Source organism: Halobacterium sp. GSL-19 (assembly GCF_016917855.1).
In the GTDB taxonomy this organism is placed as follows: domain Archaea; phylum Halobacteriota; class Halobacteria; order Halobacteriales; family Halobacteriaceae; genus Halobacterium; species Halobacterium salinarum.
The window spans coordinates 1,852,861-1,877,710 of record NZ_CP070377.1; the positions used below are offsets into that span (position 1 = coordinate 1,852,861).

General features: G+C 67.4%; 24 protein-coding genes, 2 tRNA genes and 2 rRNA genes. 17 read left to right on the top strand and 11 right to left on the bottom strand.

The window, feature by feature from the left end; genetic code table 11:
- Nucleotides 1-32: 32 nt before the first annotated feature.
- The 5 genes from JT689_RS11575 (at nucleotide 33) to JT689_RS11595 (ending at nucleotide 4,568) form a co-directional block, all read left to right on the top strand.
- Nucleotides 33-2,946: ribosomal RNA gene (locus tag JT689_RS11575) — 23S ribosomal RNA — on the top strand.
- Between the two features lie 108 nt (nucleotides 2,947-3,054).
- Nucleotides 3,055-3,176 (top strand): 5S ribosomal RNA (rrf, locus tag JT689_RS11580).
- Between the two features lie 110 nt (nucleotides 3,177-3,286).
- Nucleotides 3,287-3,362: transfer RNA gene (locus JT689_RS11585), tRNA-Cys, on the top strand.
- 159 nt (nucleotides 3,363-3,521) lie between these two features.
- On the top strand, nucleotides 3,522-4,322 hold the full coding sequence (locus JT689_RS11590; RefSeq protein ID WP_205251273.1) for a hypothetical protein: 801 nt from the start codon (nucleotides 3,522-3,524) through the stop codon (nucleotides 4,320-4,322).
- A 48-nt stretch (nucleotides 4,323-4,370) separates the two neighbouring features.
- A complete protein-coding gene (locus JT689_RS11595) occupies nucleotides 4,371-4,568 on the top strand; it encodes a hypothetical protein (RefSeq protein WP_010903874.1) in 198 nt (65 codons plus the stop codon).
- A gap of 26 nt (nucleotides 4,569-4,594) precedes the next feature.
- Here the strand turns inward: JT689_RS11595 and JT689_RS11600 are convergent.
- The 3 genes from JT689_RS11600 to JT689_RS11605 all read right to left on the bottom strand — a co-directional run bounded on the left by JT689_RS11600 (nucleotide 4,595) and on the right by JT689_RS11605 (nucleotide 6,142).
- Nucleotides 4,595-4,668, bottom strand: a tRNA-Lys gene (locus JT689_RS11600).
- 52 nt (nucleotides 4,669-4,720) lie between these two features.
- Complete coding sequence (locus JT689_RS12450) at nucleotides 4,721-4,852, bottom strand: hypothetical protein (protein ID WP_267875139.1); 132 nt, start codon at nucleotides 4,850-4,852, stop codon at nucleotides 4,721-4,723.
- 57 nt (nucleotides 4,853-4,909) lie between these two features.
- Nucleotides 4,910-6,142 carry an MBL fold metallo-hydrolase gene (locus tag JT689_RS11605; RefSeq protein WP_205251274.1) on the bottom strand — a complete coding sequence of 411 codons (1,233 nt, stop codon included), beginning with the start codon at nucleotides 6,140-6,142 and terminating at the stop codon, nucleotides 4,910-4,912.
- A 124-nt stretch (nucleotides 6,143-6,266) separates the two neighbouring features.
- Between JT689_RS11605 and JT689_RS11610 the strand changes: the two genes are divergently transcribed.
- The 4 genes from JT689_RS11610 (at nucleotide 6,267) to JT689_RS11625 (ending at nucleotide 9,735) form a co-directional block, all read left to right on the top strand.
- A complete protein-coding gene (locus JT689_RS11610) occupies nucleotides 6,267-7,736 on the top strand; it encodes an aldehyde dehydrogenase family protein (RefSeq protein ID WP_010903877.1) in 1,470 nt (489 codons plus the stop codon).
- A 171-nt stretch (nucleotides 7,737-7,907) separates the two neighbouring features.
- On the top strand, nucleotides 7,908-8,303 hold the full coding sequence (locus JT689_RS11615) for a 30S ribosomal protein S6e (RefSeq protein ID WP_205251275.1): 396 nt from the start codon (nucleotides 7,908-7,910) through the stop codon (nucleotides 8,301-8,303).
- Between the two features lie 40 nt (nucleotides 8,304-8,343).
- Nucleotides 8,344-8,817, top strand: coding sequence for a DUF5807 family protein (locus JT689_RS11620; protein ID WP_205251276.1), 474 nt, complete (start codon nucleotides 8,344-8,346; stop codon nucleotides 8,815-8,817).
- A gap of 6 nt (nucleotides 8,818-8,823) precedes the next feature.
- A complete protein-coding gene (locus tag JT689_RS11625; RefSeq protein WP_010903880.1) occupies nucleotides 8,824-9,735 on the top strand; it encodes a carbohydrate kinase family protein in 912 nt (303 codons plus the stop codon).
- Here JT689_RS11625 and JT689_RS11630 read toward each other — a convergent pair.
- From JT689_RS11630 to JT689_RS11640, 3 genes are read right to left on the bottom strand one after another with little or no spacing between them, the layout of a single operon-like run.
- The gene (locus JT689_RS11630; RefSeq protein ID WP_205251277.1) at nucleotides 9,732-10,535 is read right to left on the bottom strand and encodes a BtpA/SgcQ family protein; all 804 of its coding nucleotides are present in this window, start codon (nucleotides 10,533-10,535) and stop codon (nucleotides 9,732-9,734) included. The two genes, JT689_RS11625 and JT689_RS11630, sit on opposite strands and share 4 nt — an antisense overlap.
- A gap of 41 nt (nucleotides 10,536-10,576) precedes the next feature.
- Nucleotides 10,577-11,659, bottom strand: coding sequence for a hypothetical protein (locus JT689_RS11635; RefSeq protein ID WP_010903882.1), 1,083 nt, complete (start codon nucleotides 11,657-11,659; stop codon nucleotides 10,577-10,579).
- A gap of 59 nt (nucleotides 11,660-11,718) precedes the next feature.
- A complete protein-coding gene (locus JT689_RS11640) occupies nucleotides 11,719-12,168 on the bottom strand; it encodes a universal stress protein (RefSeq protein WP_012289521.1) in 450 nt (149 codons plus the stop codon).
- A gap of 75 nt (nucleotides 12,169-12,243) precedes the next feature.
- Here JT689_RS11640 and JT689_RS11645 point away from each other — a divergent pair, with 75 nt between their 5' ends.
- Entirely contained in the window at nucleotides 12,244-12,687 is a 444-nt protein-coding gene (locus JT689_RS11645; RefSeq protein ID WP_010903884.1) for a universal stress protein, read from the top strand.
- Between the two features lie 14 nt (nucleotides 12,688-12,701).
- Here the strand turns inward: JT689_RS11645 and JT689_RS11650 are convergent, their stop codons facing one another.
- Nucleotides 12,702-13,253, bottom strand: a complete 552-nt coding sequence (locus JT689_RS11650) for a GNAT family N-acetyltransferase (protein WP_010903885.1) — start codon at nucleotides 13,251-13,253, stop codon at nucleotides 12,702-12,704.
- A complete protein-coding gene (locus tag JT689_RS11655) occupies nucleotides 13,243-13,623 on the bottom strand; it encodes a universal stress protein (RefSeq protein WP_012289522.1) in 381 nt (126 codons plus the stop codon). Before JT689_RS11655 ends, JT689_RS11650 begins: the two co-directional genes overlap by 11 nt.
- Before the next feature lie 99 nt (nucleotides 13,624-13,722).
- Here JT689_RS11655 and JT689_RS11660 point away from each other — a divergent pair, with 99 nt between their 5' ends.
- The gene (locus JT689_RS11660; protein WP_010903887.1) at nucleotides 13,723-14,343 is read left to right on the top strand and encodes a DUF5806 family protein; all 621 of its coding nucleotides are present in this window, start codon (nucleotides 13,723-13,725) and stop codon (nucleotides 14,341-14,343) included.
- Here the strand turns inward: JT689_RS11660 and JT689_RS11665 are convergent.
- Nucleotides 14,340-14,855, bottom strand: a complete 516-nt coding sequence (locus JT689_RS11665; protein WP_205251278.1) for a hypothetical protein — start codon at nucleotides 14,853-14,855, stop codon at nucleotides 14,340-14,342. The genes JT689_RS11660 and JT689_RS11665 overlap by 4 nt on opposite strands.
- Before the next feature lie 102 nt (nucleotides 14,856-14,957).
- On the opposite strand from JT689_RS11665, the gene JT689_RS11670 reads away from it, so the two are divergent.
- The 5 genes from JT689_RS11670 (at nucleotide 14,958) to JT689_RS11690 (ending at nucleotide 21,954) form a co-directional block, all read left to right on the top strand.
- Nucleotides 14,958-17,789 (top strand): ABC transporter ATP-binding protein, encoded by a 2,832-nt coding sequence (locus JT689_RS11670; RefSeq protein ID WP_205251279.1) that lies wholly within the window; start codon nucleotides 14,958-14,960, stop codon nucleotides 17,787-17,789.
- 81 nt (nucleotides 17,790-17,870) lie between these two features.
- A complete protein-coding gene (locus tag JT689_RS11675; protein ID WP_205251280.1) occupies nucleotides 17,871-19,538 on the top strand; it encodes an ABC transporter substrate-binding protein in 1,668 nt (555 codons plus the stop codon).
- Between the two features lie 57 nt (nucleotides 19,539-19,595).
- Nucleotides 19,596-20,639 (top strand): ABC transporter permease, encoded by a 1,044-nt coding sequence (locus JT689_RS11680; protein WP_205251281.1) that lies wholly within the window; start codon nucleotides 19,596-19,598, stop codon nucleotides 20,637-20,639.
- A 6-nt stretch (nucleotides 20,640-20,645) separates the two neighbouring features.
- Nucleotides 20,646-21,593: an ABC transporter permease gene (locus tag JT689_RS11685; protein ID WP_205251282.1), complete on the top strand. Its 948-nt coding sequence runs from the start codon at nucleotides 20,646-20,648 to the stop codon at nucleotides 21,591-21,593.
- 1 nt (nucleotide 21,594) lies between these two features.
- Entirely contained in the window at nucleotides 21,595-21,954 is a 360-nt protein-coding gene (locus JT689_RS11690) for a hypothetical protein (protein ID WP_205251283.1), read from the top strand.
- 4 nt (nucleotides 21,955-21,958) lie between these two features.
- On the opposite strand, the gene JT689_RS11695 is transcribed toward JT689_RS11690, so the two are convergent.
- Entirely contained in the window at nucleotides 21,959-23,227 is a 1,269-nt protein-coding gene (locus JT689_RS11695) for a dihydroorotase (protein ID WP_010903894.1), read from the bottom strand.
- Between the two features lie 24 nt (nucleotides 23,228-23,251).
- On the bottom strand, nucleotides 23,252-23,935 hold the full coding sequence (locus JT689_RS11700) for a biotin/lipoate A/B protein ligase family protein (protein WP_205251284.1): 684 nt from the start codon (nucleotides 23,933-23,935) through the stop codon (nucleotides 23,252-23,254).
- A 54-nt stretch (nucleotides 23,936-23,989) separates the two neighbouring features.
- Here JT689_RS11700 and JT689_RS11705 point away from each other — a divergent pair, with 54 nt between their 5' ends.
- Entirely contained in the window at nucleotides 23,990-24,850 is an 861-nt protein-coding gene (locus JT689_RS11705) for a hypothetical protein (protein WP_205251285.1), read from the top strand.

The window sequence follows — 24,850 nt, forward strand, 5'->3', positions numbered from 1 at the left end:
ACCATATTCGTCGACTGCTTTGCAGTCGACAACCAACGTGGCTACTGTGCCACCTGGTGGATAGCTCGGCTCGGATGCCGACGAAGGACGTGCCAAGCTGCGATAAGCCTGAGGGAGCCGCACGGAGGCTAAGAACTCAGGATCTCCTAATGGGAATCCCTATAACAATTGCCTTGCGCAATGGGGAACGGCCGGAATTGAAGCATCTCAGTACGGCCAGGAAGAGAAATCGAATGAGACGCCGTTAGTAATGGCGAATGAACGCGGCACAGTCCAAACCGAAGCCTTCGGGCAATGTGGTGTTCGGACTGACTTTCATCGTTTGACCGTTCGTGTGAAGTCTCCTGAAACGGAGCGCGATACAGGGTGACAGCCCCGTATCACGGACCAGTACGACGTGCGTCAGCTCCAGAGTAGCGGGGGTTGGAAATCCCTCGTGAATGTGGCAGGCATCGACTGCCAAGACTAAGTACTCTCCGAGACCGATAGTGAACAAGTAGTGTGAACGAACGCTGAAAAGCACCCCACAAAGGGGGGTGAAATAGGGCTTGAAATCAGGTGGCGATGGAGCGACGGGGCATAAAAGGCCTCTCTGGGAACGACTTGAGTGCAAACTCATGGTAGGACCTGAGAGGAGCCGATGTTCCGTCGTACGTTTTGAAAAACGAGCCAGGGAGTGTGCCTGTTTGACGAGTCTAACCGGAGTATCCGGGAAGGCGTAGGGAAACCAATATGGCCGCAGCATTGCGAGGGCCACCGTGTTCAAGCGCGGGGAGTCAAACGGGCACGACCCGAAACCCGGTGATCTACGCGTGGGCAAGGTGAAGCATGGCGAAAGCCATGTGGAGGCCTGTTAGGGTTGGTGTCTTTCAACACCCTCCCGTGACCTACGTGTAGGGGTGAAAGGCCCATCGAACCGGGCAACAGCTGGTTCCAACCGAAACATGTCGAAGCATGACCTCTGCCGAGGTAGTTCGTGGGGTAGAGCGACCGATTGGGGAGTTCAACTCCGAGAGGAGTTGTCTCCCCTGTCAAACTCCAAACCTACGGACGCCGTCGACGCAGGGAATCCGGTGTGCGGGGTAAGCCTGTGCACCGTGAGGGAGACAACCCAGAGTTAGGTTAAGGTCCCAAAGTGCGAGCTAAGTGCGATTGAAGGTGGTCTCGAGCCCTAGACAGCCGGGAGGTGAGCTTAGAAGCAGCTACCCTCTAAGAAAAGCGTAACAGCTTACCGGCCGAGGTTCGAGGCGCCCAAAATGATCGGGGCTCAAGTTCGCCACCGAGACCTAACGGCACGGGTAACACCGTGATCCAGTAGGTTGGCATTCTGTTCGGGTGGAAGCTCGGGTGAGAACTCGAGTGGACCGAGTGGAAAAGAAAATCCTGGCCATAGTAGCAGCGTTAGTCGGGTAAGAATCCCGATGGCCGAAAGAGCAAGGGTTCCTCGGCAATGCTTATCAGCCGAGGGTTAGCCGATCCTAAGGCCCGTCGTAATTCGAGCGGGTCAAAAGGGAAACTGGTTAATATTCCAGTGCCACCGTACATTGAAAGTCGACGCCTCGGAGCAGCTTGAGCCGGGCATTCGCCCGGTCGAACCGTCGAAGTTCGTGGAAGCCGTAATGGCAGGAAGCGAACGAACGTCGGAACAGGGAAACTCAAGTCAATCTGGGGCCCGTGAAAAGGCGAGTACGGTGTTCGTACCGAGATCCGACACAGGTGCTCTGGCAGAGGAAGCCAAGGCCTGTCGGGAATAACCGACGTTAGGGAATTCGGCAAGTTAGTCCCGTAAGTTCGCGATAAGGGATGCCTGCCTCGCAATGAGGCAGGTCGCAGTGACTCGGAGGCTCCGACTGTCTAATAACAACATAGGTGACCGCAAATCCGCAAGGACGCGTACGGTCACTGAATCCTGCCCAGTGCGGGTATCTGAACACCCAGTACAATGGGGCGAAGGACCCGTTAACGGCGGGGGTAACTATGACCCTCTTAAGGTAGCGTAGTACCTTGCCGCTTCAGTAGCGGCTTGCATGAATGGATCAACGAGAGCCTCACTGTCCCAACGTTGGGCCCGGTGAACTGTACGTTCCAGTGCGGAGTCTGGAGACCCCCAAGGGGAAGCGAAGACCCTATAGAGCTTTACTGCAGGCTGTCGCTGGGACACGGTCGCTGATGTGCAGAGTAGGTAGGAGACGTTACACAGGTACGTGCGCTAGCACGCCACCGAGTCACACATGAAACACTACCCGTCAGTGACTGTGACCCTCACTCCGGGAGGAGGACACCGGTAGCCGGGCAGTTTGACTGGGGCGGTACGCGCTTGAAAAGATATCGAGCGCGCCCTAAGCCTATCTCAGCCGAGTCAGAGACTCGGCGAAGAGTGCAAGAGCATAAGATAGGCTGACAGTGTCCTACACAACGAGGGACGCTGACGCGAAAGCGTGGTCTAGCGAACCAATTAGGCTGCTTGATGCGGCCAATTGCTGACAGAAAAGCTACCTTAGGGATAACAGAGTCGTCACTCGCAAGAGCACATATCGACCGAGTGGCTTGCTACCTCGATGTCGGTTCCCTCCATCCTGCCCGTGCAGAAGCGGGCAAGGGTGAGGTTGTTCGCCTATTAAAGGAGGTCGTGAGCTGGGTTTAGACCGTCGTGAGACAGGTCGGCTGCTATCTATTGGGGGTGTTTTGGTGCTTGACAGGAACGTTCGTATAGTACGAGAGGAACTACGAACGGGTGCCACTGGTGTATCGGTTGTCCGAGAGGGCATGTGCCGAGCAGCTACGCACCACGGGGTAAGAGCTGAATGCATCTAAGCTCGAAACCCACCTGGAAAAGAAGCACCACTGAGACCGCTCGTAGAAGACGAGTTCGATAGACTTGGGGTGTACGCGTCGAGGCAACGAGACGTTTAGCCCGCGAGCACTAACAGGTCAATGCCACACACTCATGCACTCACCACATACGTGGTCGAGTCCAGGCGTTTACTGGATTGCACTTACATACGGACGTCCGCCGACGTCGGCGTACAACGGTTCGATTCCGTTGGTCGGTATTAAGGCGGCCATAGCGGTGGGGTTACTCCCGTACCCATCCCGAACACGGAAGATAAGCCCGCCTGCGTTCCGGTCAGTACTGGAGTGCGCGAGCCTCTGGGAAATCCGGTTCGCCGCCTACTATTCATACTCTCATTCATGCTTCGAACAGCAGCGGTGCTGTTCGGGGCTTTTTGCAGTTTTGACTGGAGACCGCTACGTTTATTGGCGGGACACCGGTACGTAGTCGTGTGCCAAGGTGGCAGAGTTCGGCCTAACGCGGCGGCCTGCAGAGCCGCTCATCGCCGGTTCAAATCCGGCCCTTGGCTTTTCAGCAGCGAGTGACGGTTCGAGTGGCAACACAGTCGGCAGTGGTCGTGGAGCGGTGAATCGGGTGGCTATACCCGGGGTGTTCGGCCCGCGCGTGGGGTTGCTCGTTGTGGCCGTGGAAAGTAACGATTATACGCACCCCTCCCAAGGGTTCGAGTATGCAACGACGTGCTGCGGTGGTATCCGTCGCGATTTTCCTTGTGTTTGCGGTGGGGTCGTACACGTTACTTGGGGCGGCAGAGCAGCCGTCCGTGTCGCTGGATGATCCGGAGTACAGCATCACGCAGGGCGAGCAGCGCGTGATGTCGGGGACCGAGTATACGTTCTCGGAGGTGTCCGCGCAGTCCGCGACAGCGACGTGGGAGAACGAATCGGCGCGATACACGGCGACGTGGAGTGCAAACGATTCGGTGGCGGTGTCCGGGCAGAACTATTCGGTGCGTGTGACGAACGCGTCCGTGGGGGCGTTCGAGCTGCGGGAGGTGCAGTCGGTCGATCGGCCGACCGTCGAGCGCAACGGGACCACGTACGTGATCGTGCCCGAGGGGGAGACGCAGACGCTCGTGCCCCGCGAGGAGTATCTCCCCGAGCAGGACGTCTTGGCGTTCAGCGTCGGTGACGCGGTCACCTACGATGGCAACGACAACGAGACCGCGGTGGCGTCGGTGTCGGAGTCAGCGGTGACCGTCGAGTGGTTCGCGCCGCGGACGAACGAGCTGGAGTTCGGCAGTGGCGAGACCACTGAGGTGCAGGACACCGAGTATACGGCGTACATCGAGTCGGGGTCCAGCGGCGAGCCTGTGCTTGAGTTGACGACCGATCACGAGGATTACGCGAGCGATGTGGAGGCACAGGAGTATTTCGCCGAGCGCATGGACGGACTGCGTGGGGTTACGATCTTCTCCGGCGCGGCCGCGGTGTTGCTGGTCATGTTCTCGTTCCTCCCGTCGCGGTACTGAGGGCGGCGATCCGTCAGGGTTAACCTAATCGGTGGTGACTGGGTCGGTATGAACGGCGCTGCAGACACGCTAGATGTTCTGGGAGTTAGTGTCGGGGCGTTCGTTGCGCTGGTCGGCGCAGCGACGCTCGTCGGGATGCCGTGGCAGTACGGTCCCGGTGGTGCGGTGACAGCGTTCCAGATCAGTGGGGCCGTCGCCGCGATCGCAGTTGGTGTGGGTGTGGCGTGGCTGACGCGCGCGAACTGAATCGGTTACGGAGAACAGCGGTCGAACGGGCCGAGAGGGATTTGAACCCTCGACCGTCTGGTTAAAAGCCAGACGCTCTGCCGGGCTGAGCTATCGGCCCACGAGTACACGTGAGGGCGTGGTGCGGTTAAACGTTTACCATCTGTGGCGGATCAGCGGTCGGGCTCGGTGGCGTCCGCCCGGTGACCGGAGAGCCGTTCCCAGATCTCCGTGCAGCCAGCGCCGTCCTCGACGTCGTCGAGGTGCGCGCGTTCTTCGCTGGCGTCGTGTTGATCGTCGGTCATGTCTGCGGGGTATGCGTGGCCGCAAGTTAAGCCTATGCTCGGCGTTCTTAGTGGTCGTCAGACCGGACAGGTGTCGTCCCGTTCGGGGGCACGCGCGGTGAACCCTGCGTCACGGAGGGCGTCCGCGAACGCCGCACAGTCGTCGCCGTGGTTCACGAGCACGGTGGCGTCCCGGTAGTCGTCGAGGAAGGCGCGCAGGCCGGCGTGGTCGGCGTGCGCGGAGAAGTCGTACTGTTCGACCTGCGCGCTCACGGGCAGCACTCGGCCGTCGATCTCCGCGCGCCCCGAGTCGATGAGCGACCGCCCCGGGGTGCCGGCGACCTGATAGCCGGTCATCGCGATCTTGTTGACGGGGTTCGATCGGATCTCGGGGATGTACGTCATCGCGGGACCGCCAGACAGCATACCGCTGGTCGTGACGATCGCAGCTTGCTGGTCAGCGATGCGTTTGCGTTGTCCGTCCCGGCCCGTCACGAACCTGGCGTGGGACTTCGCGCGCCGGAGCGCATCGCCGTCACGGACGAACCCGGGGTATCGGAGGAGCATCTCGGTGACTCGTTTCCCCATCCCGTCGACGTAACAGGGGATGTCGTGGGCGTCACAGACGAGCAGCAGCTCCTGGGTGCGTCCGATGGCGAACGCCGGGACGACGACCGTGCCCCCCTCCCACAGCGTCGTCTTGACGCTCTCCGCGAACCGCGTCTCGACGCTGTCCCGGTCGTCGTGGGTCACGTCACTGTACGTGCTTTCACAGACGACCACGTCGGCCTCGGGGCGTGCGGTCGTCCCCGAGACGAGGCGTTGATCGGTCGTGTGGAAATCCCCCGTGTAGAGCAGCCGGGTGTCGCCGTCGTCAACGAGGACGTGCGCGCTGCCCGGAACGTGGCCCGCGTTGTAGAACGTGACTTCGTAGCCTGCGGCGTCGAAGGGGACGCCGTACCCGTGGGTGCGGGAGACCTCCGTGACGCGCTTGATGTCGTTCTCGATGAACGGGCAGTGGTACGTTCCGCCGTGGAGATTCAGGGTGTCGCGCGCGAGTGTGAGCGCGAGCTCGTACGTCGGTGGCGTCCAGTGGATCGGGGGCCTGTGCGTGCCGGAGAGCAGTGCGGGGATCGTGCCGACGTGGTCGAGGTGGCCGTGGCTCGCCACGACGGCGTCCGGCGTGGGTGTCGACACCGGGAACTGGGGTGGTGTGTCGGCCTTCGTCCCGAAGTCAAGCAGGAGGGACTCGTCGACGAGCAGGGCACTCCGGCCGACTTCGCGTGCGCCGCCGAGGAACCGAAGGTCCATCGTGGGAGTGTATCGTCGGGCGCTGCTTGGGTGCGTCGGTGGGTCGAAGTGTGGTTCGCGCTTCAACACTCGGTATCCGCCGCGGGGCCAAGGGTTAGGGTGGCTCGTCCCCAATTACACGTTGATGTCCGACCTTGACTTCGGTGACGTCGACTGGAACGTACAGTACATCGACGGTGAGTACGTCCCGCCGGGAGATCGGGGGACGCTCGAAGTCGATGACCCATCGACACGCGAGCTGTTCACTGAGATCCCAGCCGGGACGACTGACGACGTCGACGCCGCCTACGAGGCCGCCGCGGACGCACAGACGGAGTGGGCTGACACGCCGCCCCAGGAGCGTGCGCGCATCGTTGCGGCGGCGAGCGAGATCCTCGCATCCCATCGCGACGAGGTCGTCGACCTGCTGGCGACGGAGTCCGGAACCACGTACACGAAGGGCGCGGCCGAATTCGAGGCGTCGGTCGGGATCACCGACGAGGCGGCGTCGTTCCCGACGCGGATGAACGGCGACCACAAGCAGTCCGTGGTCGAGGGCAAGGAGAACATCGTGGTGCGTGAGCCACAGGGCGTTGTGGGGATCATCTCGCCGTGGAACTTCCCGCTGAACCTCTCGATCCGCGCGGTCGCGCCGGCGGTTGCGGCCGGCAACAGCGTCGTGCTCAAGCCGGCGTCGAACACGCCGGTGACCGGCGGCCTGCTCATCGCGAAGGTGTTCGAGGCTGCGGGGCTGCCCGAGGGCGTGTTCAACGTCGTCACGGGGAAGGGCAGCGAGATCGGTGACCGGATCGCCGGTCACCCCCACGCCGACGTGATCTCGTTCACTGGGTCGACCGCGATCGGCCGCCAGGTCGCCGCGACGGCGGGCGAGAACCTCGCGCTGCCGGCGATGGAGCTCGGTGGGAACAACGTCCACATCGTCACGGAGGACGCGGACCTCGACGACGCCGTGGACAGCGGGGTTTTCGGATCGTTCCTGCACTCCGGGCAGATCTGCATCTCGATCAACCGCCACGTCGTCCACGAGGACGTCTACGACGAGTACGTCGAGCGCCTCACGGAGCGTGCGGCCGCGTTGCCGACCGGGACGGCCCACGACGCCGACACGGTCGTTGGCCCGATCATCGACGAGAGCCAGCGCGATCAGATCCTGGACTACATCGAGCGGACTGTCGACGCGGGCGCGACGCTCGAGACCGGCGGGGACCACGACGGCCTCGTCGTCGAGCCGACCGTGCTCTCGGACGCCACCAACGACATGGCGGCGGCGTGCAACGAGCACTTCGGGCCGGTCGCGCCGGTGATCCCGTTCTCCGACGACGACGAAGCCGTGGAGATCGCAAACAGCACCGAGTACGGGCTTTCGGGCAGCGTGCACGCGGGCGACACCGGTCGGGCGCGTGACATCGCCGACCGCATCGACACCGGCATGATCCACATCAACGATCAGCCCGTCAACCAGGAGCCCCACCTTCCCTTCGGCGGGTACAAGAACTCCGGGCTCGGCCGGTACAACGGCGAGTACGTCCTCAACGAGTTCACCCAGGAGAAGTGGGTGAGCATTCAGCGCGAGACCCGCGACTACCCGTTCTAAGCTGCTCCGACGGGCGTCGTGGTGTCGTTTGCGCCGCCGCGGCGCGACACGACCGGTGCGTTTCACCGGCCGCTTCTCGGGGTGATCCCCCGGCAGTGTGTCTGAACCCCGTTAGCGTCGCTCCTGGGCGGCTTCGACGGGTTTTTGAATCACGCCGGACTGGTTGCACGCATGGCTACGTTCCAGGTCGCCGTCGCCGACCCCGAGTCGGGACGCACCTACCAATTCGAGGTTGACGGACAGGACGCGAACCGATTCATCGGTCGCGAGATCGGCGCTGCGGTTGATGGCGGTGCCGTCGGCCTTGAGGGGTACACCGTCGAAATCACGGGCGGCAGCGACGACGCCGGCCGGCCGATGCGGGAGGACGTCGACGGCAGCGACCTCATGGAAGTCCTGCTGGAGGGGGGCGCTGGATTCAACCCCGACGAGGACGGCGAGCGCAAGCGGGTCACCGTCCGCGGGAAGGAAGTCTCGGAGGCTGTCGCGCAGCTCAACGTCGCGATCGCCGAACACGGCGAGGAGCCTGTCGCGGAGCTGCTGGGCGCTGACGGCGACGACGAGTAACAACGCCACGCTTTTTCGCGGTCATCGTGTATCCTGGCGCGTGAGCGACTACGACGCCTATCTTGCGGGCGACCGCACCGACCACGTCGCGCTGTATCTCGCGGAGTCGTACGTGTCCGACGCTGAGACGCTGGCCGACCGCGCCGACGCCGAGCGCGTCGCCGACATCCGGGGCGCCCAGCCGGACACGCCGGGCGTCGTGCTCGTCGTCGACGGGGAGTCCGGCCGCAGCGTCTTCGAGACGCTGACCGGCATGCAGGCCATGGAGTTCGGATCGACAGCGATGCAGACGCCCGGTGACGTCGACGCCGCGCTCGTCGACGGGCGCTGTCCGAACGCCGTCGACGGGCCGGGCGAGGATCACACCCTTCAGTTCGTGTTCTCGTTCGCGGAGGCCCAAAACGAGGAGGTGGGTGGGCTCTACGCCGACGGCGACGTGATCCACGCGTACGCCTACTGTTCGTGTGGGACGGCGTACTCGGACAAGTGGCTCGCGGGAGCCCACGACCAGTAGGTCCGCATGGCCGCTGTTGTCGCCGTTGGAAGCGCGGTGCTCGATCGCGTGTACGGGCTGTCGAACCTCCCGGCTCCCGACGGCGGCGCGTTCGTCCGGGACTACACCGAGCGCGCGGGCGGTGTCGCTGCCAACGTCGCGTGCGCGCTTGCCGCCCTCGATCACGACGCCGCGGTGGTGTCCCGGGTCGGCCGCGACGACGCCGGGGATCGGGTGCGCGCGTCGCTGGCCGAGTGGGGCGTCGACGCCACCCGGGTTCGGCGCGGCGACGACGCCACGTCGTACGCGCTCGTGCTTCGTGGCCCGGAGGGCAATCGCATGATCGTCGCCGGTGGGGACGCCGTCCCGGGGGTGGCGCTCACGAGCAGCGATCGGGACGCCCTCCGGGCGGCCGACTGCGTGTTCACGAGCGCGTACGCGCCCGACGGCGTGGTCCGCGATCTCGTGGCGCTGCGCCGCAGTGGGGCGGTGTCGGCGCTGGCGTTCGACCTCGCGGGGCCACGCGCCGAGCTCGACGGCCGCGGGGCGGCAGCCGACACCGTCGACGCCGCTGCGGCGACGGCTGATCTGTTCGTTGCGAACGCGGGCGCCGCCGACTCCCATGTGGGCGTCGGCCCGGAGCGCGCGGCCAGTGAGTTCGCCGCCATGGGGGCGTCCCGGGTCGCTGTCACCGACGGGAGCGACGGGGCGTTTCTCGCGACGCCCGCGACCACCGTTCACGCGCCGGCCCGTGCCGTCGACGTGACCGACACGACCGGCGCCGGGGACGCGTTCACTGCGGCGCTGGTTCACGCGTGGGTCCTCGGCGACGCCGGCGTTCGTGACGCGGGCCGGATCGCCGCGGCAGCCGCCGCACAGAACTGCACCCGCGAGGGTGCGCGCGGCGGGCTGGCGAGCCCCAGCGACCTCCCGGATTAGCGGGCCGCGTCCACGAGTGCCCGGACGCGGTCGCCGTCGACGGGCGCGGTCGTCTCGCCGTTCTCCTTGAGCGCGGTGCCGACGATCGCGCCGTCCGCGAGGTCCAGCGTGGCGCCCACCGTCTCCTGGGTGACGCCGCTGCCGACGAAGACGGGGGCGTCGGCGTCCAGGCGGTCCCGCGCGTCGACGACCGCCTGGAGGTGGTCGTGGTCGGTGGCGTGGCCGGTGCCCGCGCCGCTGGCGATCACGCCGTCGGCGTGGCCGCGCTCCAGCAGCTCGGCGACACCCTCGCTCAGCGGGCGCTCGGCCAGCGCCGCGGAGTGTTTCACGTCGATGTCGGCGAGCATCGAGACCCCGGCGGCGTCCAGGCGGTCCCGGAGACGGACTGTTTCGGCGGCCTGGCCGTCCACGACGCCTTGATCGGTGAGTCGCGCGCCGGTGTGGACGTTCACGCGCACGAAGTCGGCGTCCGTGGCGGCGGCGATCGAGACCGCCGCTTCGGCGTCGTTGCGCAGCACGTTGACGCCGACCGGAACCTCGGTCTCTCGGGTGATGTCACGGACGAGCGCCGCCATCGACGCCACGACGTGCTTCGGCACGTCGTCGGGGTAAAAGGGTGCGTCTCCGAAGTTCTCCACGAGGAGGGCGTCGACACCACCCGCTTCGAGGCGGCTGGCGTCCCGGAGCGCGGCGTCACGGATGGCTGGGCGGTTGCCGTCGTCGTACCCGGGCGCGCCCGGCAGGGGGGAGAGGTGTACCATCCCCACGACGGGGGTATCGGCGTCGAAGTCCAGACTCATGCCTGAGCGGACGGCGGCGGCGCCGAAAAACGCCCCGACAGCTACTCGGCGTCGGCCGGCTCGTCGGGGAGCGCGCGGAACGCGTCGAGGATGACCTGCTTTGCGGTCGTGCCCTGGCTCGTCCAGTGGGCCGCGTAGTCAAGCATGTCGTCGTAGATGTCGGGCTTGCAGCCCGCGGCCTTCGGGTGGCCGCCGCCGTTCACCTGCCCGGCGACCTCGTGGGCGCGCTCGAACGTCTCCGTGCCGCGGATGCTCGCGCTCCCGGAGGGTTTGACGACGACGGCGGCGTCAGCGCCTTGCTCGCGGAGCGCCTCGGCGACCTCGTTCTGCGAACACCGGCCGTACGTGACCCCGACGGTCCACTCGTCGATCTGCTTCATCGACGCGCGGTCGACCGCGCGCTCGATGAGTTCGTGTTTCTCCACGCGGCGCTGCTCGATGTACGCCAGCACGTCGTCGGGGAAGTCCGCGCCGTACTCCTGGATGGTGTCCATGTACTCGTCGGTGTCCGCCCAGTAGGAGTAGTCAGCGAGGTCGTCGCTGCGGTCGTCGTCTTTCAGCCAGAGGTCGTGGTCGCGGGTGACTTCGGCGAGCTCGCGGAAGCGCTCGGGGATGTCGGCGTCGAGGCTGCGAACCGTGACGTCGGCGGTGCATTCCTCCTCGGAGTCGCCGACCACGAGGTCGACGCCCGCGTCCCGGACGGCGGCCGCCGTCTCAGCGGTCCACTGGTGGTGGTCGAACCACCGCAGCTCGCTTGCGTGCTCGGTGGCGTCCGCGAGCTCGGTCTCGACGTACTCGAAGCGGTCGGGGCAGACGTCGCAGACGAACAGCCGGCAGTCCTCGTTGCCGTACTCGACGGCACGCCGCAGTCCGTCCTCGATCTCGTGGGGGCCGGCGGGGATGAGCGCGGCGTCGCCGTAGACCTCCCGCAGGATGGCGGCGCACGCCAGGCCGTCGGCGTCGGGGTCCGCGACCACGATCACGTCGGCGCCCTCGACGCGCTCGCGGACCGCGTCGTCTTTCCGTGCCTCGTGGATGTCGTCGGGCACGAAAAACCCGCGTCCGGGGAGCAGGCTCTTGCGTTCCAGGGACAGGTCCTCGTCGTCGATGACCCAGTCTTCCATACACCAGCCTGGGGTGGGCTGGTGAAGAACCCCGCGGTTAGGGCGCGCTGTGGCGGCGATTACGCGGTCGTCTGCTCGGCGTCGGTGTCCGCCAGCTGCCGAACGGTCAACACCGGGACCGGGCAGGTGCGAACGACGCGCTCGGCCACGCTCCCGATGAGAAACCGGTTCTCGCCGTGCCGGCCCCGGGTGCCGGTTGCGACCGCGTCGGCGTCCACGTCGCGGGCGTACTGGCTGATCTCCGCGGGCGGCCGCCCCGCGCGGACGGCGGTCGTCACGGACACGTCGGCGCGGTCGGCAACCGCGCTGACGGCGTCCTTGCCGCGCTCTTCGAGGGCGTCCCGCATGTCCGTTCTGACCTCGTCGGGGGCCGACTCCACGTCGCTCGCCTCCAGCACGTAGAGCGCGTGGACGGCGGCGTCGAACCGCGCCGCCACGTCCAGGGCCACGTCGACAGCGCGCCCGACGCTCTCCGAGCCGTCGGTCGCGATGACAACCGTGTCTATCATGGCCGTGTGTTTCCCGCGGGGCATCTTAAACCCTCACGCGGAGCGCTTTAGTACCCCGACGGCGCACGCTCACGTATGCCCCTCACCGTCGACACCGTGCTCGCCCCCGTTGATGGCACGGACGCCTCGGTCACAGCCGCCGAGTACGCTGTTACGGTCGCCGACCGGTACGACGCCGACGCTCACGCGTTGTACGTGCTCGGGGAGACGGTGACCCGCGCCATCGGAACCGGTGACGTCGCCGAAGACGACGTGGCTGCGGGCACGAACACGTTCCTCAACGAGATCGCAGCCCTCGCCCCGGACGGCGTCGCCGTCGACTCCTCGATCGCGTACGGCTTTTCGACCTCGCGCAAGCGCCAACACCCCGGCAGCGTGATCCTCGACGCGGCCGCCGACATCGACGCCGACTTCGTCGTGATCCCCCGCGAGGGGATGCGCGAGGAGACCGGGGACGTCCTAGAGCGGGCCGCCGAGTACGTCCTGTTGTACGCCAGCCAACCCGTGTTGTCCGTCTGAGCCGCCCCGACCGGCTACCCGGTGTCGTCGTTCAGCCGGATCGCCATCTCCATCTCGAAGCTCTCGGCGGACGCCGTCTCGAAGCCGACTTTCTCGTAGAGCGCGACCGCCGGCCGGTTCCAGCGCTCCACGCTCAGCCACACGAGCGCCGCGCCGCTCGCTTGCGCGTGCCCCAGCAGGGCGTTGATGAGCTCGGTTCCGATGCCGGCGCCCTGGTAGGTCTGGTGGACGAAGATCGCCAGCTCGTAGGTCGCGTCGTCGTCCGGGACGAGCGTGGCGTGACCCGCGATCTCCTCGCCGTGCCACGCCACCACGTCGAACCCGTCCTGCTCGAGGAGGCTGGCAACCCACTCCCGGATGCGCGACTCACCGACCGGCGGCACGCCCTGTGCGCGATCCTCCGGGTCGAAGTCGTCGTACATCGCGACGAGCGCGTCGATCTCCGCGTCGGCGTCGCCCGTGAACGCGTCCACGGTGATCTCGCGGCCGTCGCTGTCGGTGATCCGGAGCGGTGGTGTCGGGAACGAGCCGGCGGCGTCCTCCGGGTAGACGCGCTCACCCGGCATCGTCACGCACCAGCTTCACCGAGGTTCGGGAGTTCAACAACACGAACTCGGCGATGTGGCCGAGCTTGATCTTCCCCATCGGGCTCCGCTTCCCGCCGCCCAGCACGATCTGGTCGAAATCCTCCGATTCGGCCACCTCGACCAACGCACTCCCCGGATCGCCGGACAGCTCCCGCACGTCCGTCGGGAGCCCGGCGTCGGCCAGCGCCGCGGTCGCGGCGTCGACGAGCGCGCTTGGATCCCGGTTGCTCTCCGGGTTCGCGACCACACCGACGGTCAGCGAGTCCCCGGTGTCGACGGCCCGGCGCACGCTCTCTTCGAGCGCAACCAGCGAGTCGTCTGCACCCCCAATCCCGACCAGCACTTTCATATCGTGAGTGTCACCATCCCTCATCAAAAACGTTCGGCACTCCGACCGGTCGGTGACGGCGACACGTTTTTGCGCGAACCACAGCAAACCCGGACCAGTATGCCAGATCAGCGGCCGTCACCAGACGAGTGGGACGCCGAACCGGTGGCCGTGCCCGTCGACCACGGCGACGGCGAGTCCGACACCACGGAGCCGCCCGCCGACGTGCGGACCTACGACCGCTTCTCGAAGATGGACGGCGCGCAGTACGACCGCGTCAACGACTTCCTCCGGGAGCGCACGTACATCACCGCCCGCGAGTGGGCGATCGCGCGGCTGTGCGCGGACTTCCGCACGGAGACCGGCGTCGAGATGACGAAGATCGGACGCAACCTCCCGGACCTCGTGTCGTTCATGACCGACACGTACAGCCCGCAGGCGGTCAACCAGGCGCGCGCGTCCTTCGAGGAGAAAGTCGAGCTAGCGGGTGCGACGTTCCTCTACGGGGCGATGTGTGATTTCTTCACCGCGGACGAACTCGACGACCTGATGTACGAGGTGACGGAGGTCGCGAAATTCCTCCTGGAGGTCGAAGGCGTCGACCTCGCGGTCGACGACGAGCTCGCGGCCGAGGAGCGGATCTCGTCGGTGATGCGCGACGTGCGCGCGGCAAGTGATGCGCTCCGCCACGACGGCGTCGAGTGCCCGAACTGCGGGCACACGATCGAGCACGGTGGTTAGCCCCCGTCGGGGAGCAACAGCTCGGGGGCGTCGTGTGCGAACGTGAGGACGCGGCGCTCGTCGAGCGGGCGGACGTGGAGGCGCACGCTGCCCGCCGCCGAGCGCAGGTGTGTCGTGAACGACTCGTGTTCGGGTGGACTGTAGTAGGCGGGCACCAGGACGGCGGTCTCCGTGGCCGCCGCCTCCACGGCGGCGACGAAGAACACCGTGCCGCTGGTGTCCGCGCGGAACACGCGCGTGGTGTCGAAGCCGTCGGCGGCGTCGAATGCGGCCGCCACGGGCTCGAACTCGTTGTCCGGCACCAGCAACTCGATGCCGCCGCGCCCGGCGGCGTCGTCCGTGGGCGCGGAGACGTTGATATCGCCCGGGTGGAGTTCGTGGGCGCTCCAGCCACGATCGCGGTAGTCGTCGGCGATCGCGGCCATGTCATCCATGAGCGCGTCCCAGCTTGATGGGGGGTCGGCTGCGGCCGACGGGGACGCGCCGGCGTCGCTGGTGTCGTGTGGTGGCATTGGCGGTGGGTCTGCGTGTGAGACGAAACCCCACACGCAAAACGCTTCCGTCTCGGTGTCTGGCGGAAGCTATATGCCTCCGCTTCACACAGTTGGCGGCCAATGAGTGACATCCTCTCTCTCTCGAATCTCCGCACCCAGTTCGACACCGACCGGGGCGCGGTGAAGGCCGTCGACGGGGTCGATCTGGACATCAGTGACGGGGAAACGGTCGGACTGGTCGGGGAGAGCGGCTCCGGGAAGAGCGTCACCGCGCTGTCCGCGATGCAACTCGTCGACGACCCGGGGGACGTTGTCGGCGGCGGGGTCACGATCACCGACCCCGACATCGCCGCCAGGGTGCTCGCGGCCCACGCGGACGCGGCCGCCACCTATCCGTTCGCCGTCGTGTCCGCGTGCCGCGAGCTCGCGGCCGATCTCTGTGGCGACGACGCCGTCGACGCGGCCCCACGCGAGCTCCGCGGGATCGCCGCCGACCTCGAAGCCGACCCCGGCGGCCTCGGTCCACGACTCCACGAGTTCGCCGACCGAATCGACGCCTCCGGCCCCGACGACGACACCAGGGCCATCGGCGACGAGTTGGACGCGGCCGTCCTGGACGCCCTCGATGGCTTCGTGTTCTTCACCGCCGCCACCGTGGACACCGACGATCCCGACGTCGACGCCTCCGCCGACCCCCTGGACGTGCTCCGCGACCGGCCGGACGGCGCTGCGCACGTCCGACTCACGGATGCGCGCGTCGACCTCACTGCCGCCCCCGAGCGCGCCATGCGGGATCTCCGCGGCGGCGAGATGGGCATGATCTTCCAGGACCCGATGACGTCGCTGAACCCGTCGCTCACCGTCGGCGAACAGGTCGCCGAGAGCCTCCGCCTCCATCGCTACGGCGAACAGCCCACTGACTCGTGGCTGAACGGCCTCCGGGCGGCGATCTCGCGGGGCGACACCGACGAGCAAGTGGTCGCCGACGTCGTCGACGTGCTGGACGCGGTGGGCATCCCGGAGCCGGAGACGCGCCTCGACGAGTACCCCCACGAGTTCTCCGGCGGGATGCGCCAGCGCGTGCTCATCGCCATCGCGCTGGCGTGTCGCCCCCGGCTGCTCATCGCCGACGAACCCACGACCGCCCTCGACGTCACGATTCAGGCCCAGATCCTGGACCGCATCAGCGACCTCCAGGACGAGTTCGGGATGTCCGTGCTGTTCATCACCCACGACCTCGGCGTCGTCGCCGAGACGTGTGATCGCGTGGCCGTGATGTACGCCGGCGAGATCGTCGAAGAGGGGCCCGTCGAGGAGATCTTCCACAACCCCAGCCACCCCTACACGTACGCGCTCTTGGAGTCGATTCCCCGCGACGACGCCGACCGCCTCCACCCCATCGAGGGGAACGTCCCGGATCTCATCGACCTGCCCTCGGGGTGTCACTTCGAGGCGCGGTGTCCGTGGGCCAGCGACGCCTGCGTCGGCGACGACATCCCGTACATGGAACACGGGCCCGACGACGTATCCCACCGGTCGAAATGCGTCGAGGAGTCGTTCGACACCGACGCCTACGGCGTGGACGACGGCGCCGTCACCGCGGCGTCGGCGTCGTTCGACGGGGAGCCGTTGCTGTCCTCGCGCGGGCTCCAGAAGCATTTCTCGCGGGCGGACGGCTGGCTGGACTCGGTGCTGGGCGGCGACCAGGAGCCGGTGAAGGCCGTCGACGGGGTCGATCTCGACGTCTACGAGGGCGAAACGCTCGGGCTCGTCGGGGAGTCCGGCTGCGGGAAATCAACCACCGGGCGGTCGATCCTCCGGTTGGTGGAGCCCACCGACGGCAGGGTGGTGTTCGCCGGCGACGACGTCACCGACCTCGGCGACGACGAGCTGCGCGCGACGCGCACGGACATGCAGATGATCTTTCAGGATCCGTTGTCGTCGCTTGACCCACGCCAGTCGATCGGGGACACCATTCTCGAACCCCTCCAGATCCATGACCTCCCCGCGAACCCCGGCGCGCAGTCCACCCGGCAGGCGCGCCGCGACCGCGTGATCGATCTCATGGATGCCGTCGGTCTCGACCCGTCACAGTACGACCGGTATCCCCACGAACTCTCCGGGGGGCAGCGCCAGCGCGTCGGGATCGCTCGGGCACTGGCCGTCGACCCGGATTTCATCGTCGCCGACGAGCCGGTGTCCGCGCTGGACGTCTCGGTGCAAGCACAGATCCTCAACCTCCTGGAGGACCTCCAAGACGAGTTCGATCTCACGTACCTGTTCATCGCCCACGACCTCTCGGTCGTGCGCCACATCTGCGACCGGATCGCCGTGATGTACCTGGGCAAGATCGTCGAAACGGCGCAGACGGCACAGCTGTTCTCGACCCCGAAACACCCGTACACGAAGTCGCTGCTCTCCTCGATTCCCGACCCGGACCCGCTGGCGACCACCGACGACCGCATCATCCTGGAGGGCGACGTGCCCAGTCCGATCGACCCGCCCTCGGGGTGCCGGTTCCGGACGCGGTGTCCGTCGGTGATCCCGCCCGCGGATCTCGACATCGAGCAGGACGCGTTCCGCGCGGTGATGGACTTCCGGGAGTCCGTCGCCGACCGCGACATCCCACTGGACGCGGTCTGGGCCGACGCCGCAGCGGCCTCGTCGCCCGACGGCGCGGCCGCCGGCGTGCCGTCCGATGGTGGGCGGGCGGCCGACCGCGCGGCGTTCGTGGACGTGCTCTGGGACCGCGAGTTCGATACGGAACCCAGTGGCGACGCCCGCGAGGTCGTCGCGACCGCGTTCGACGCGCTCGCCAGGGCCGACTGGGACGCCGCCGAGGACGCGCTCGCGGCCACCTTCGAGAGCCCCTGTGAACGCACTGAGCCGGGGCTCTCGGGCGACCAGCAGCCGGTCGCCTGCCATCTCTACGACGACGCGGGCTCGGCGTAACTCGCGGTCCGCTGTCGTCGGGTGATTCGCCGAGCGGCGCGCTCCGATATGTTTAAGTACGCCATCGTGCCATACAGTCGTATGTCAGACGATACCGTGAGCCGCCGTGGCTTCCTGAAAGCCGCCGGTGCGGCGACTGTTGTGGCGACTTCGACGGCCGGCTGCACCGACTCAGGGGGAGGCGGCGACGGTGGTGGCGACGAGCTCGTGTACTCACGGGGTGACCACCCACAGAACTACGACCCCCAGCAGACAACCAGCGGGGAAGTGTCGAAAGTCACCAACCAGATCTTCGACACCCTGATCCAGTTCAAACCGGGCACCAGCGGCGAGCTCACGAGCGGCCTCGCCGACGACTGGACGCTCGATGGAACAACCGCCACCCTCACCCTCCGTGAGGACGCCACCTTCCACTCCGGCGCTGACCTCACGGCGACCGACGTGAAGGCGACGATCCGCCGGTTCATCGACGACGAGTACGACTACTACCTGGGGTCGGACCGCTCCGGGTACGCCTCGATCACGTTCGGCGACTGGGTCGACAGCGTCGAGGCAACCGGCGACTACGAGGTCACGATCGATCTCACCCAGCAGTACGCGCCGTTCCTCCGGAACCTCGCGATCTTCGCGGCCGCGATCCTCTCCCGCGACCAGATCGAGAGCCTGGGTGCCGACGCCCAGCCGGAGTTGGGCACCGACCCCGTGGGCACCGGCCCCTTCGAGTTCGACCAACTCGACAACGAAACCCAGCGCGTCCGGCTCACTGCCTTCGACGACTACTGGGGTGGGGCCCCAAGCGTCAGCGCGGTCATCTTCAAAACCACCGGCTCCAACCAGACCCGCGCCCAGGGGCTGATCAACGGTGACGCCCACATCACGGACAACCTCGACGCCCAGTCCATCCAGAAGGTCTCGTCCGCGGACTCGGCGACCGTCCGGCAGAAAAACGGCATCAACGTCGGCTACATGGCGTTCAACCACGACCGCAAACCGGCGTTCCGCGACCCACTGGTCAAGCGCGCCATCTCCATGGCGATCAACCGCGACGAGATCGTCGATTCGATCTACCAGGGGTTCGCCGCGTCCGCCAACCAGCCCCTTCCGCCGGACGTGTTGGGGCACAACGACGACATCGACTCGTACCCCCACGACCCCCAGCAGGCCGAGTCGATGCTCGCGGACGCCGGCGTCACCGATCTGTCCTTCGAGCTTGCGACGTTCTCGAACCCGCGGGGCTACAACCCCAACCCGATCCAGACCGCGACCCAGGTGAAATCCGACCTCGCCGAGATCGGCGTGGACGTCGAGATCAATCAGTTCTCGCAGTTCAGCGCGTACCTGGAGTACACGTACGACGGCCGCCACGACGCCTGCCTGAGCGGCTGGTACACCGACAACGCCGACCCGGACAACTTCATGTACGTGTTGTTGCATCCCGGCACGGACATCGACGACGTCCCGGCCGACCAGAACTACATCGCCTGGGAGGACAAGAACAACGTCTCGAACGTCTCCGCGTGGGTCGACACCGACTACATGGAGTTCGTCGACAAGGGCCAACGGACCTACGACGACGCCGCCCGCCAGCAGTATTACCATCAGGCCTCACAGATCGCCCACGATCAGGCGCCCTGGGTGTATCTCGACTACGCCGACCTCATTCGCGGCGTCAACGAGGCGGTCGTCGCGGAGTCGTACACGCCGACGTCGGTCGGCGGGCCGTTCCTCGACCGCGTCGAGCTGGCGTGACCGCGCCCCGGGCGGCCGACTGACACACTGACGCCACTCATCTGACACGCTTCATCCATGGCTTCCAAGCGCTTCATCTTGAAACGGCTGCTGTTGCTCGTGCCGGTGTTGTTCGGCGTGGCGACGTTCGTCTTCGTGATCCTGCATTTGGCGTCCGGCGACCCCGCGCGGGTCATCCTGGGGCAGCGCGCCCCCCAACAGCAGGTCATCCAACTCCGCCAGGAACTCGGGCTGAACGACCCCGTCTACGTCCAGTACGCTCGGTTCCTCGTCGACGCCGCCCAGTTCGACTTCGGACAGTCGTACTCGGTCGCACAGGGCACCGCCGTCCGCAGCGTGCTCGCGGACAAGATCCCGGTCACCCTCGAGCTCGCGCTCTACGGGCAGGCCATCGGCATCCTGCTGGGCATCCCGCTGGGCGTGATCTCGGCGGTCGAACAGGACACGCTCACCGACCACTTCGGTCGCATCGGCGCGCTCTCCGGGATCTCGGTGCCGATCTACTGGTCGGGTCCGCTGTTGATCCTGGCGTTCTCGACGTTCCTGGGGGTGTTCCCGGCGTCCGGCCGCATCGAGTCCACGATCTTCCTGGCGGACTCCTGGTCGCTGTTCGGTGTCACGCTCCCGCTGACCGGCATGCTCACCGTTGACACGCTCCTGTTGGGGAACGTCTCGGCGTGGGTGTCGGCGGTCATGCATCTGGTCCTGCCGGCGGCGACCATCGGCATCTACTCGATGGCGCTCATCTCCCGGATGATGCGGTCGTCGATGCTGGAAGTCGTGCGCCAGGACTACATGCGGACGGCGCGCGCGAAAGGCCAAGGCTCGAAGATCACGATCATGAAACACGGCTTCCGGAACGCCCTGGTGCCGGTGATCACGGTCATCGGCATCCAGTTCGGCAGCCTCCTCGGCGGGGCCGTCCTCACGGAAACCGTCTTCGGGATCGAGGGCATCGGCACGATCCTCGTCAGCGCGATCAACGCCAACGACTACCCGCTCGTCCAGGGCACAGTGTTGACGTTCGCGTTGCTGTTCACGCTCGTGAACCTGCTCGTCGACGTCACGTACAGCTACCTCGACCCCCGCATCCAGCAATAACGACACATGAGCACGAACACCGACCAATCCACGGACGACGGCGCGCTCGCCGACCGGTCGCTGCTCGACCGGCTGCGGTCGTCGCAGTTCCTCTCGAACCTGCTGTCGAATCGGCTCGCAATCATCGGGCTGACGATCATTCTGGGGATGCTCGCCGTCGCGATCATCGCGCGGGTTTCCTACGACCTGAGCGCGCTGCGCGCGTCCAACCTCGGCACCGTCGGGGACCGGTTGGCCCCCGGTTGGGCCGGCTCCGGCGGTGCCACCCAACACCTCTTCGGCACGGACGCCGCCGGCCGCGACATCTTCAAGCGCACGCTCTACGGGGCCTGGATCGCGATCAAGTACGGCACCGTCACGGTCGCGGCGTCGACGTTCTTGGGCGTGGCGCTCGGCATCATCGCGGCGTACTACAGCGACCTCACGGACAACGTCATCATGCGCACGATGGACGTGCTGTTGGCGTTCCCGTCGTTGCTGTTGGCGCTGGCGCTGGTCGCCATCTTCGGTGCCGGCCTCTGGAAGGTCGTCATCGCGTTGACGCTCGTGTACACGCCGCGGTTCGCGCGCGTCGTCAGGGGGGCGGCGCTGAAAGTGCTCGAAGACGAGTACATCGAAGCCACCGAAGCCCTCGGCGCGACCGACGCCCGAGTGCTCGCCAGGCACGTGTTCCCGAACACGCTGGCGCCCGTGACCGTGCAGTCGACGCTGAACTACGGGCTGGCCATCATCGACTTCGCGGCGCTGTCGTTTCTCGGGTTCGGCGCGGCCCCCGGAATGCCGTCGTGGGGGCTGATGCTCTCGAACGGCGTGACAAACGGCCTCCTGACCGGGAAGTGGTGGATGTCGTTGTTCCCGGGGCTGTTCCTCGCGATCCTCGTGCTCGGATTCAACCTCCTCGGGGACGGCATGCGTGACGCCTTGGACCCCCGGATGCGGGAGGCGGTCGACTGAGATGTCACAGGCGGGCGTCGAGGCGGCGGGCCGCGACTGGGGGCTGTTCGCGCGGGCCGCCGGCTACGGCGCTGTCACGGCGTTCGCGCTGTTCTACGCGCTCCACTTCGGCGTCGGGGTGAGCCCCCGGCAGGCGAGCGGCGTCGCGTTCCCGCTTGCCGCCCTCCCGTTCGCCGTCGGTCTCATCGGGTGGTCGGGCGTGCTGCTGTCCGGGGACGCCGTCGAGGGGTTCTCGCGCGAACTCGGCGTCTCCGACACCTGGACCGCCGAGAGCGGGCGGCAGGCGATGGCGCTGGTGATCGCGTTCGGCGCTGGCGGGATGGTCGGGGCAGCGATCGCGGGCGCGCCCTACGGCGTCTGAGCGGCTACTGACGGACGTTCCGACCGTCGAACGCCGACACCGTGTCGCCGTCCCAGACGGTCGTCCCACGGACCAGCGTCATCGCGGGGAACACGCCGACGTGTCCCTCGAAGGGCGTCCACTCGCAGTTCGAGTGCAGGTCGTCGCCGTGAATCTCCCGTGCATCGTCGGGATCGACAAGCACGAGGTCGGCGTCACGGCCGGCCGCGATGTGGCCCTTCCGCTCCAGGCCGAAGACGTCCGCGGGGTTCGCGGCCGTCACGTCACGCACGCGTTCGTAGCTCAGCTCACCGCGGTGGGCAGCCCCCAACAACAGCGGGAGCGCCGTTTCGACGCCTGGCACACCCGAGGGGGCGTCCCAGATGTCGGCGGCTTTCTCCGCGCGGGTGTGGGGGGCGTGGTCGGTCGCCACCACGTCGATGCGGCCGTCGGCGAGCCGCTCGAACAGCGCCTCGCGGCGGGGGTCGCTTCGCAGCGGCGGGTTCATGCGGCCGAACGTCCCGAGGTCGTCGAGGTCGTCACGGGAGAGGAAGAGGTGGTGGGGGGTCGCCTCGCAGGTCGCGCCGCCGGCCGCCGCGGCGTCCACGCCTTCGGGTGTCGACGTGTGCGCGATGTGGATCGTCGCGCCCGCCTCGGTCCCGACTTCGACCGCGCGCTCGACGGCGGCGGCCTCTGCCTCGGGCGTCCGGTACGCACTCCACGCGTCGGCGTCACTCCGTGATTTCGCCGCGGTGTCGAACCGGTCGGCGTCCTCCGCGTGGACGGTGACGACGACGTCCTCGCTGGCCGCCCGCTGGCAGGCGTCCCGGAACAACGCGGCGTCGATCCCCATGTCGCCCGTGGAGTCCGCGAGGAACACCTCCCCGAGCGCGAACAGCGACCGGTCGAACAGCGACGCCGGATCCCACTCTCCGGTGACCCCGCCGTTGACGCCCCAGTCCACGACGCTGTCGGCGGCGGCGTGGGCCGCCTTCTCGTCGACGGCGTCGCCGGTCACCGTCGGCGGGGCGGTGTTCGGTTGGTCGACGACGGTCGTCACGCCGCCAGCGGCCGCACTCCGCGACCCACTGGCCCACGTCTCCTTGTGCTCGAAGCCCGGCTGCCGGAAGTGCACGTGCGCGTCGATCATCCCCGGCAGCACCCGATAGTCCGCGTTCGCGTCCACGAACAGTTCGCCGTCGAGGGCGGTCCCGACGGCGTCGATGCGCTCGCCGTCCAGTCGGATGTCCCTGACGCGCCCGTCGGCCAGCACTGCGTCCCGGATGACTCGCATACTGTGGACTCGCCGCCGCCCAGCCTAAGTGCTGTGGACTGCGTCGACCGTGGGATCGTGGTCGCCGACGAGCGCGCGCTCGACGGCGTCCCGAGCGTCCGCGGGGTCGCCGCCGGCGGCCCGCACGCTGCCCACCGACTCGGGATCGAACGGCGCGCCGAGCGCGCCGTACACCGCGTCGAGCACGTTCGCGATCACCCGTCGGTCGTCGACCACGAGCACGCCCGACGTGAGCGCCGCGCCCCGGGTGACGCGCTGGGCGACCCCCGCGAGCTTCCCGCAGTCCGCCTGCACGGAGTGATCGCCCGGGCAGAACGACGCCGCCGGCTCGCCCGGCCTGGCTCCCGTCGCCCCGACGGCGTGCAGCGCGTCGATGATATCCCCCACCATCGCGTCGTATCGCGCGTCCAGCCCGGTGCGCATGTCCTCGGCCGGCGTGATGCGCGCGAACGCCAGCGTGGACTCCGTGTACGCCACCGCGCGCCCGCCGACGCTGCGCTCCACGGTGGGGAACTCGCGATCGCGGGCAGCCGCGACGGCGTCCGCGTAGCTGTCCTCGTTCGCGTCCCGGCGACCGAACGCGACGACGCGGCCGGGCGGCCACACGCGCACCGCCGGCTCGTTGTTGGCCCGCACCCACTCCAGGAGGTCGCGGGTGACGGCGGTGTTGGCGTCTCGTCCGGGTGCGCGCCCTCGAACCACTCGCATGGGGTCGGGTTGGAACCGAACCGAGTAATCCCTCTCGGTTCCAACCACACCCGCATGGTTGTCCTCGACGGCAGCGTGCTCTCGCGGCTGTACCCGCGCGTGTCGCGGTATAACTCCCCGTACCCCGCCCACGACGCCGGCTGCGCCGTGGACCTCTATCCGGACGGCAGCGACGGCCCCGACGGGCGCGCGCTGGCCGCGCCCAGCCCCGTCGCCGGCGCGGTCGTCGACACCCGCACCGTGGCGTGCCCCCAGCGCCCGTACGCCACCGACACCGACCACCTCATCGTCATCGACACCGGCTCGCATCTCGCGCGCATCCTCCACGTCGAGCCCGCGGTCAGCCCGGGGGACACGGTCGCCGTCGGGGAGTCGCTTGGCAGCCTGGTTCGGTCGGGGTTTTTCGCGCCCTGGGTCACCAACCACATCCACCTGGGGTTCCGCGAGCACGGCCAGAACGCCGTTCGCGCCTCGGGGTCGCTGCCGGTCACGCTCGACGTTGCAGTGCGGCCGGCACCCTGGGACGGCACGGCCACGGTTACGGCCGTCGGCGACACGTGGGCGCGCCTCGACGCGCCATCCCATCCGGCACCTGGCGACGGGTACGCCGGCCTGGCAACCGACGGCGGTGGTGTCGTCGACGGCGGCCTCCCCCACTACGAGACCGGCTACGCCACCACCGACGCCGACCCCGTCGCCGTCCTGGGGCATGCGGTCGGTGACCGGGTCAGCGAGCGCACGGTCGCGTGGCGGGACACCGTCGGTGTGACCGTCGACGACACGGCCGTCCAGGGGCTGTCGCTGTGGCTCGGGCGCGACGAACTCGGGTGTACGGTCGTTGCACCCGGCCACGACCACGCCGTCGGTGACCGCGTCGCCGTCGCCGTGGACACGCGCGCGGCCGATACCGAATGA

Bases quoted from the DNA above. Each gene is read 5' to 3' on its own strand.
- JT689_RS11670 (WP_205251279.1), top strand. From the start codon at position 14,958: ATGAGTGACATCCTCTCTCTCTCGAATCTCCGCACCCAGTTCGACACC.
- JT689_RS11665 (WP_205251278.1), bottom strand. From the start codon at position 14,855: ATGCCACCACACGACACCAGCGACGCCGGCGCGTCCCCGTCGGCCGCA.
- JT689_RS11640 (WP_012289521.1), bottom strand. From the start codon at position 12,168: ATGATAGACACGGTTGTCATCGCGACCGACGGCTCGGAGAGCGTCGGG.
- JT689_RS11645 (WP_010903884.1), top strand. From the start codon at position 12,244: ATGCCCCTCACCGTCGACACCGTGCTCGCCCCCGTTGATGGCACGGAC.
- JT689_RS11650 (WP_010903885.1), bottom strand. From the start codon at position 13,253: ATGCCGGGTGAGCGCGTCTACCCGGAGGACGCCGCCGGCTCGTTCCCG.
- JT689_RS11605 (WP_205251274.1), bottom strand. From the start codon at position 6,142: ATGGACCTTCGGTTCCTCGGCGGCGCACGCGAAGTCGGCCGGAGTGCC.
- JT689_RS11695 (WP_010903894.1), bottom strand. From the start codon at position 23,227: ATGCGAGTCATCCGGGACGCAGTGCTGGCCGACGGGCGCGTCAGGGAC.
- JT689_RS11700 (WP_205251284.1), bottom strand. From the start codon at position 23,935: ATGCGAGTGGTTCGAGGGCGCGCACCCGGACGAGACGCCAACACCGCC.
- JT689_RS11625 (WP_010903880.1), top strand. From the start codon at position 8,824: ATGGCCGCTGTTGTCGCCGTTGGAAGCGCGGTGCTCGATCGCGTGTAC.
- JT689_RS11705 (WP_205251285.1), top strand. From the start codon at position 23,990: ATGGTTGTCCTCGACGGCAGCGTGCTCTCGCGGCTGTACCCGCGCGTG.
- JT689_RS12450 (WP_267875139.1), bottom strand. From the start codon at position 4,852: ATGACCGACGATCAACACGACGCCAGCGAAGAACGCGCGCACCTCGAC.
- JT689_RS11635 (WP_010903882.1), bottom strand. From the start codon at position 11,659: ATGGAAGACTGGGTCATCGACGACGAGGACCTGTCCCTGGAACGCAAG.
- JT689_RS11680 (WP_205251281.1), top strand. From the start codon at position 19,596: ATGGCTTCCAAGCGCTTCATCTTGAAACGGCTGCTGTTGCTCGTGCCG.
- JT689_RS11690 (WP_205251283.1), top strand. From the start codon at position 21,595: ATGTCACAGGCGGGCGTCGAGGCGGCGGGCCGCGACTGGGGGCTGTTC.
- JT689_RS11610 (WP_010903877.1), top strand. From the start codon at position 6,267: ATGTCCGACCTTGACTTCGGTGACGTCGACTGGAACGTACAGTACATC.
- JT689_RS11675 (WP_205251280.1), top strand. From the start codon at position 17,871: ATGTCAGACGATACCGTGAGCCGCCGTGGCTTCCTGAAAGCCGCCGGT.
- JT689_RS11660 (WP_010903887.1), top strand. From the start codon at position 13,723: ATGCCAGATCAGCGGCCGTCACCAGACGAGTGGGACGCCGAACCGGTG.
- JT689_RS11590 (WP_205251273.1), top strand. From the start codon at position 3,522: ATGCAACGACGTGCTGCGGTGGTATCCGTCGCGATTTTCCTTGTGTTT.
- JT689_RS11655 (WP_012289522.1), bottom strand. From the start codon at position 13,623: ATGAAAGTGCTGGTCGGGATTGGGGGTGCAGACGACTCGCTGGTTGCG.
- JT689_RS11615 (WP_205251275.1), top strand. From the start codon at position 7,908: ATGGCTACGTTCCAGGTCGCCGTCGCCGACCCCGAGTCGGGACGCACC.
- JT689_RS11595 (WP_010903874.1), top strand. From the start codon at position 4,371: ATGAACGGCGCTGCAGACACGCTAGATGTTCTGGGAGTTAGTGTCGGG.
- JT689_RS11685 (WP_205251282.1), top strand. From the start codon at position 20,646: ATGAGCACGAACACCGACCAATCCACGGACGACGGCGCGCTCGCCGAC.
- JT689_RS11630 (WP_205251277.1), bottom strand. From the start codon at position 10,535: ATGAGTCTGGACTTCGACGCCGATACCCCCGTCGTGGGGATGGTACAC.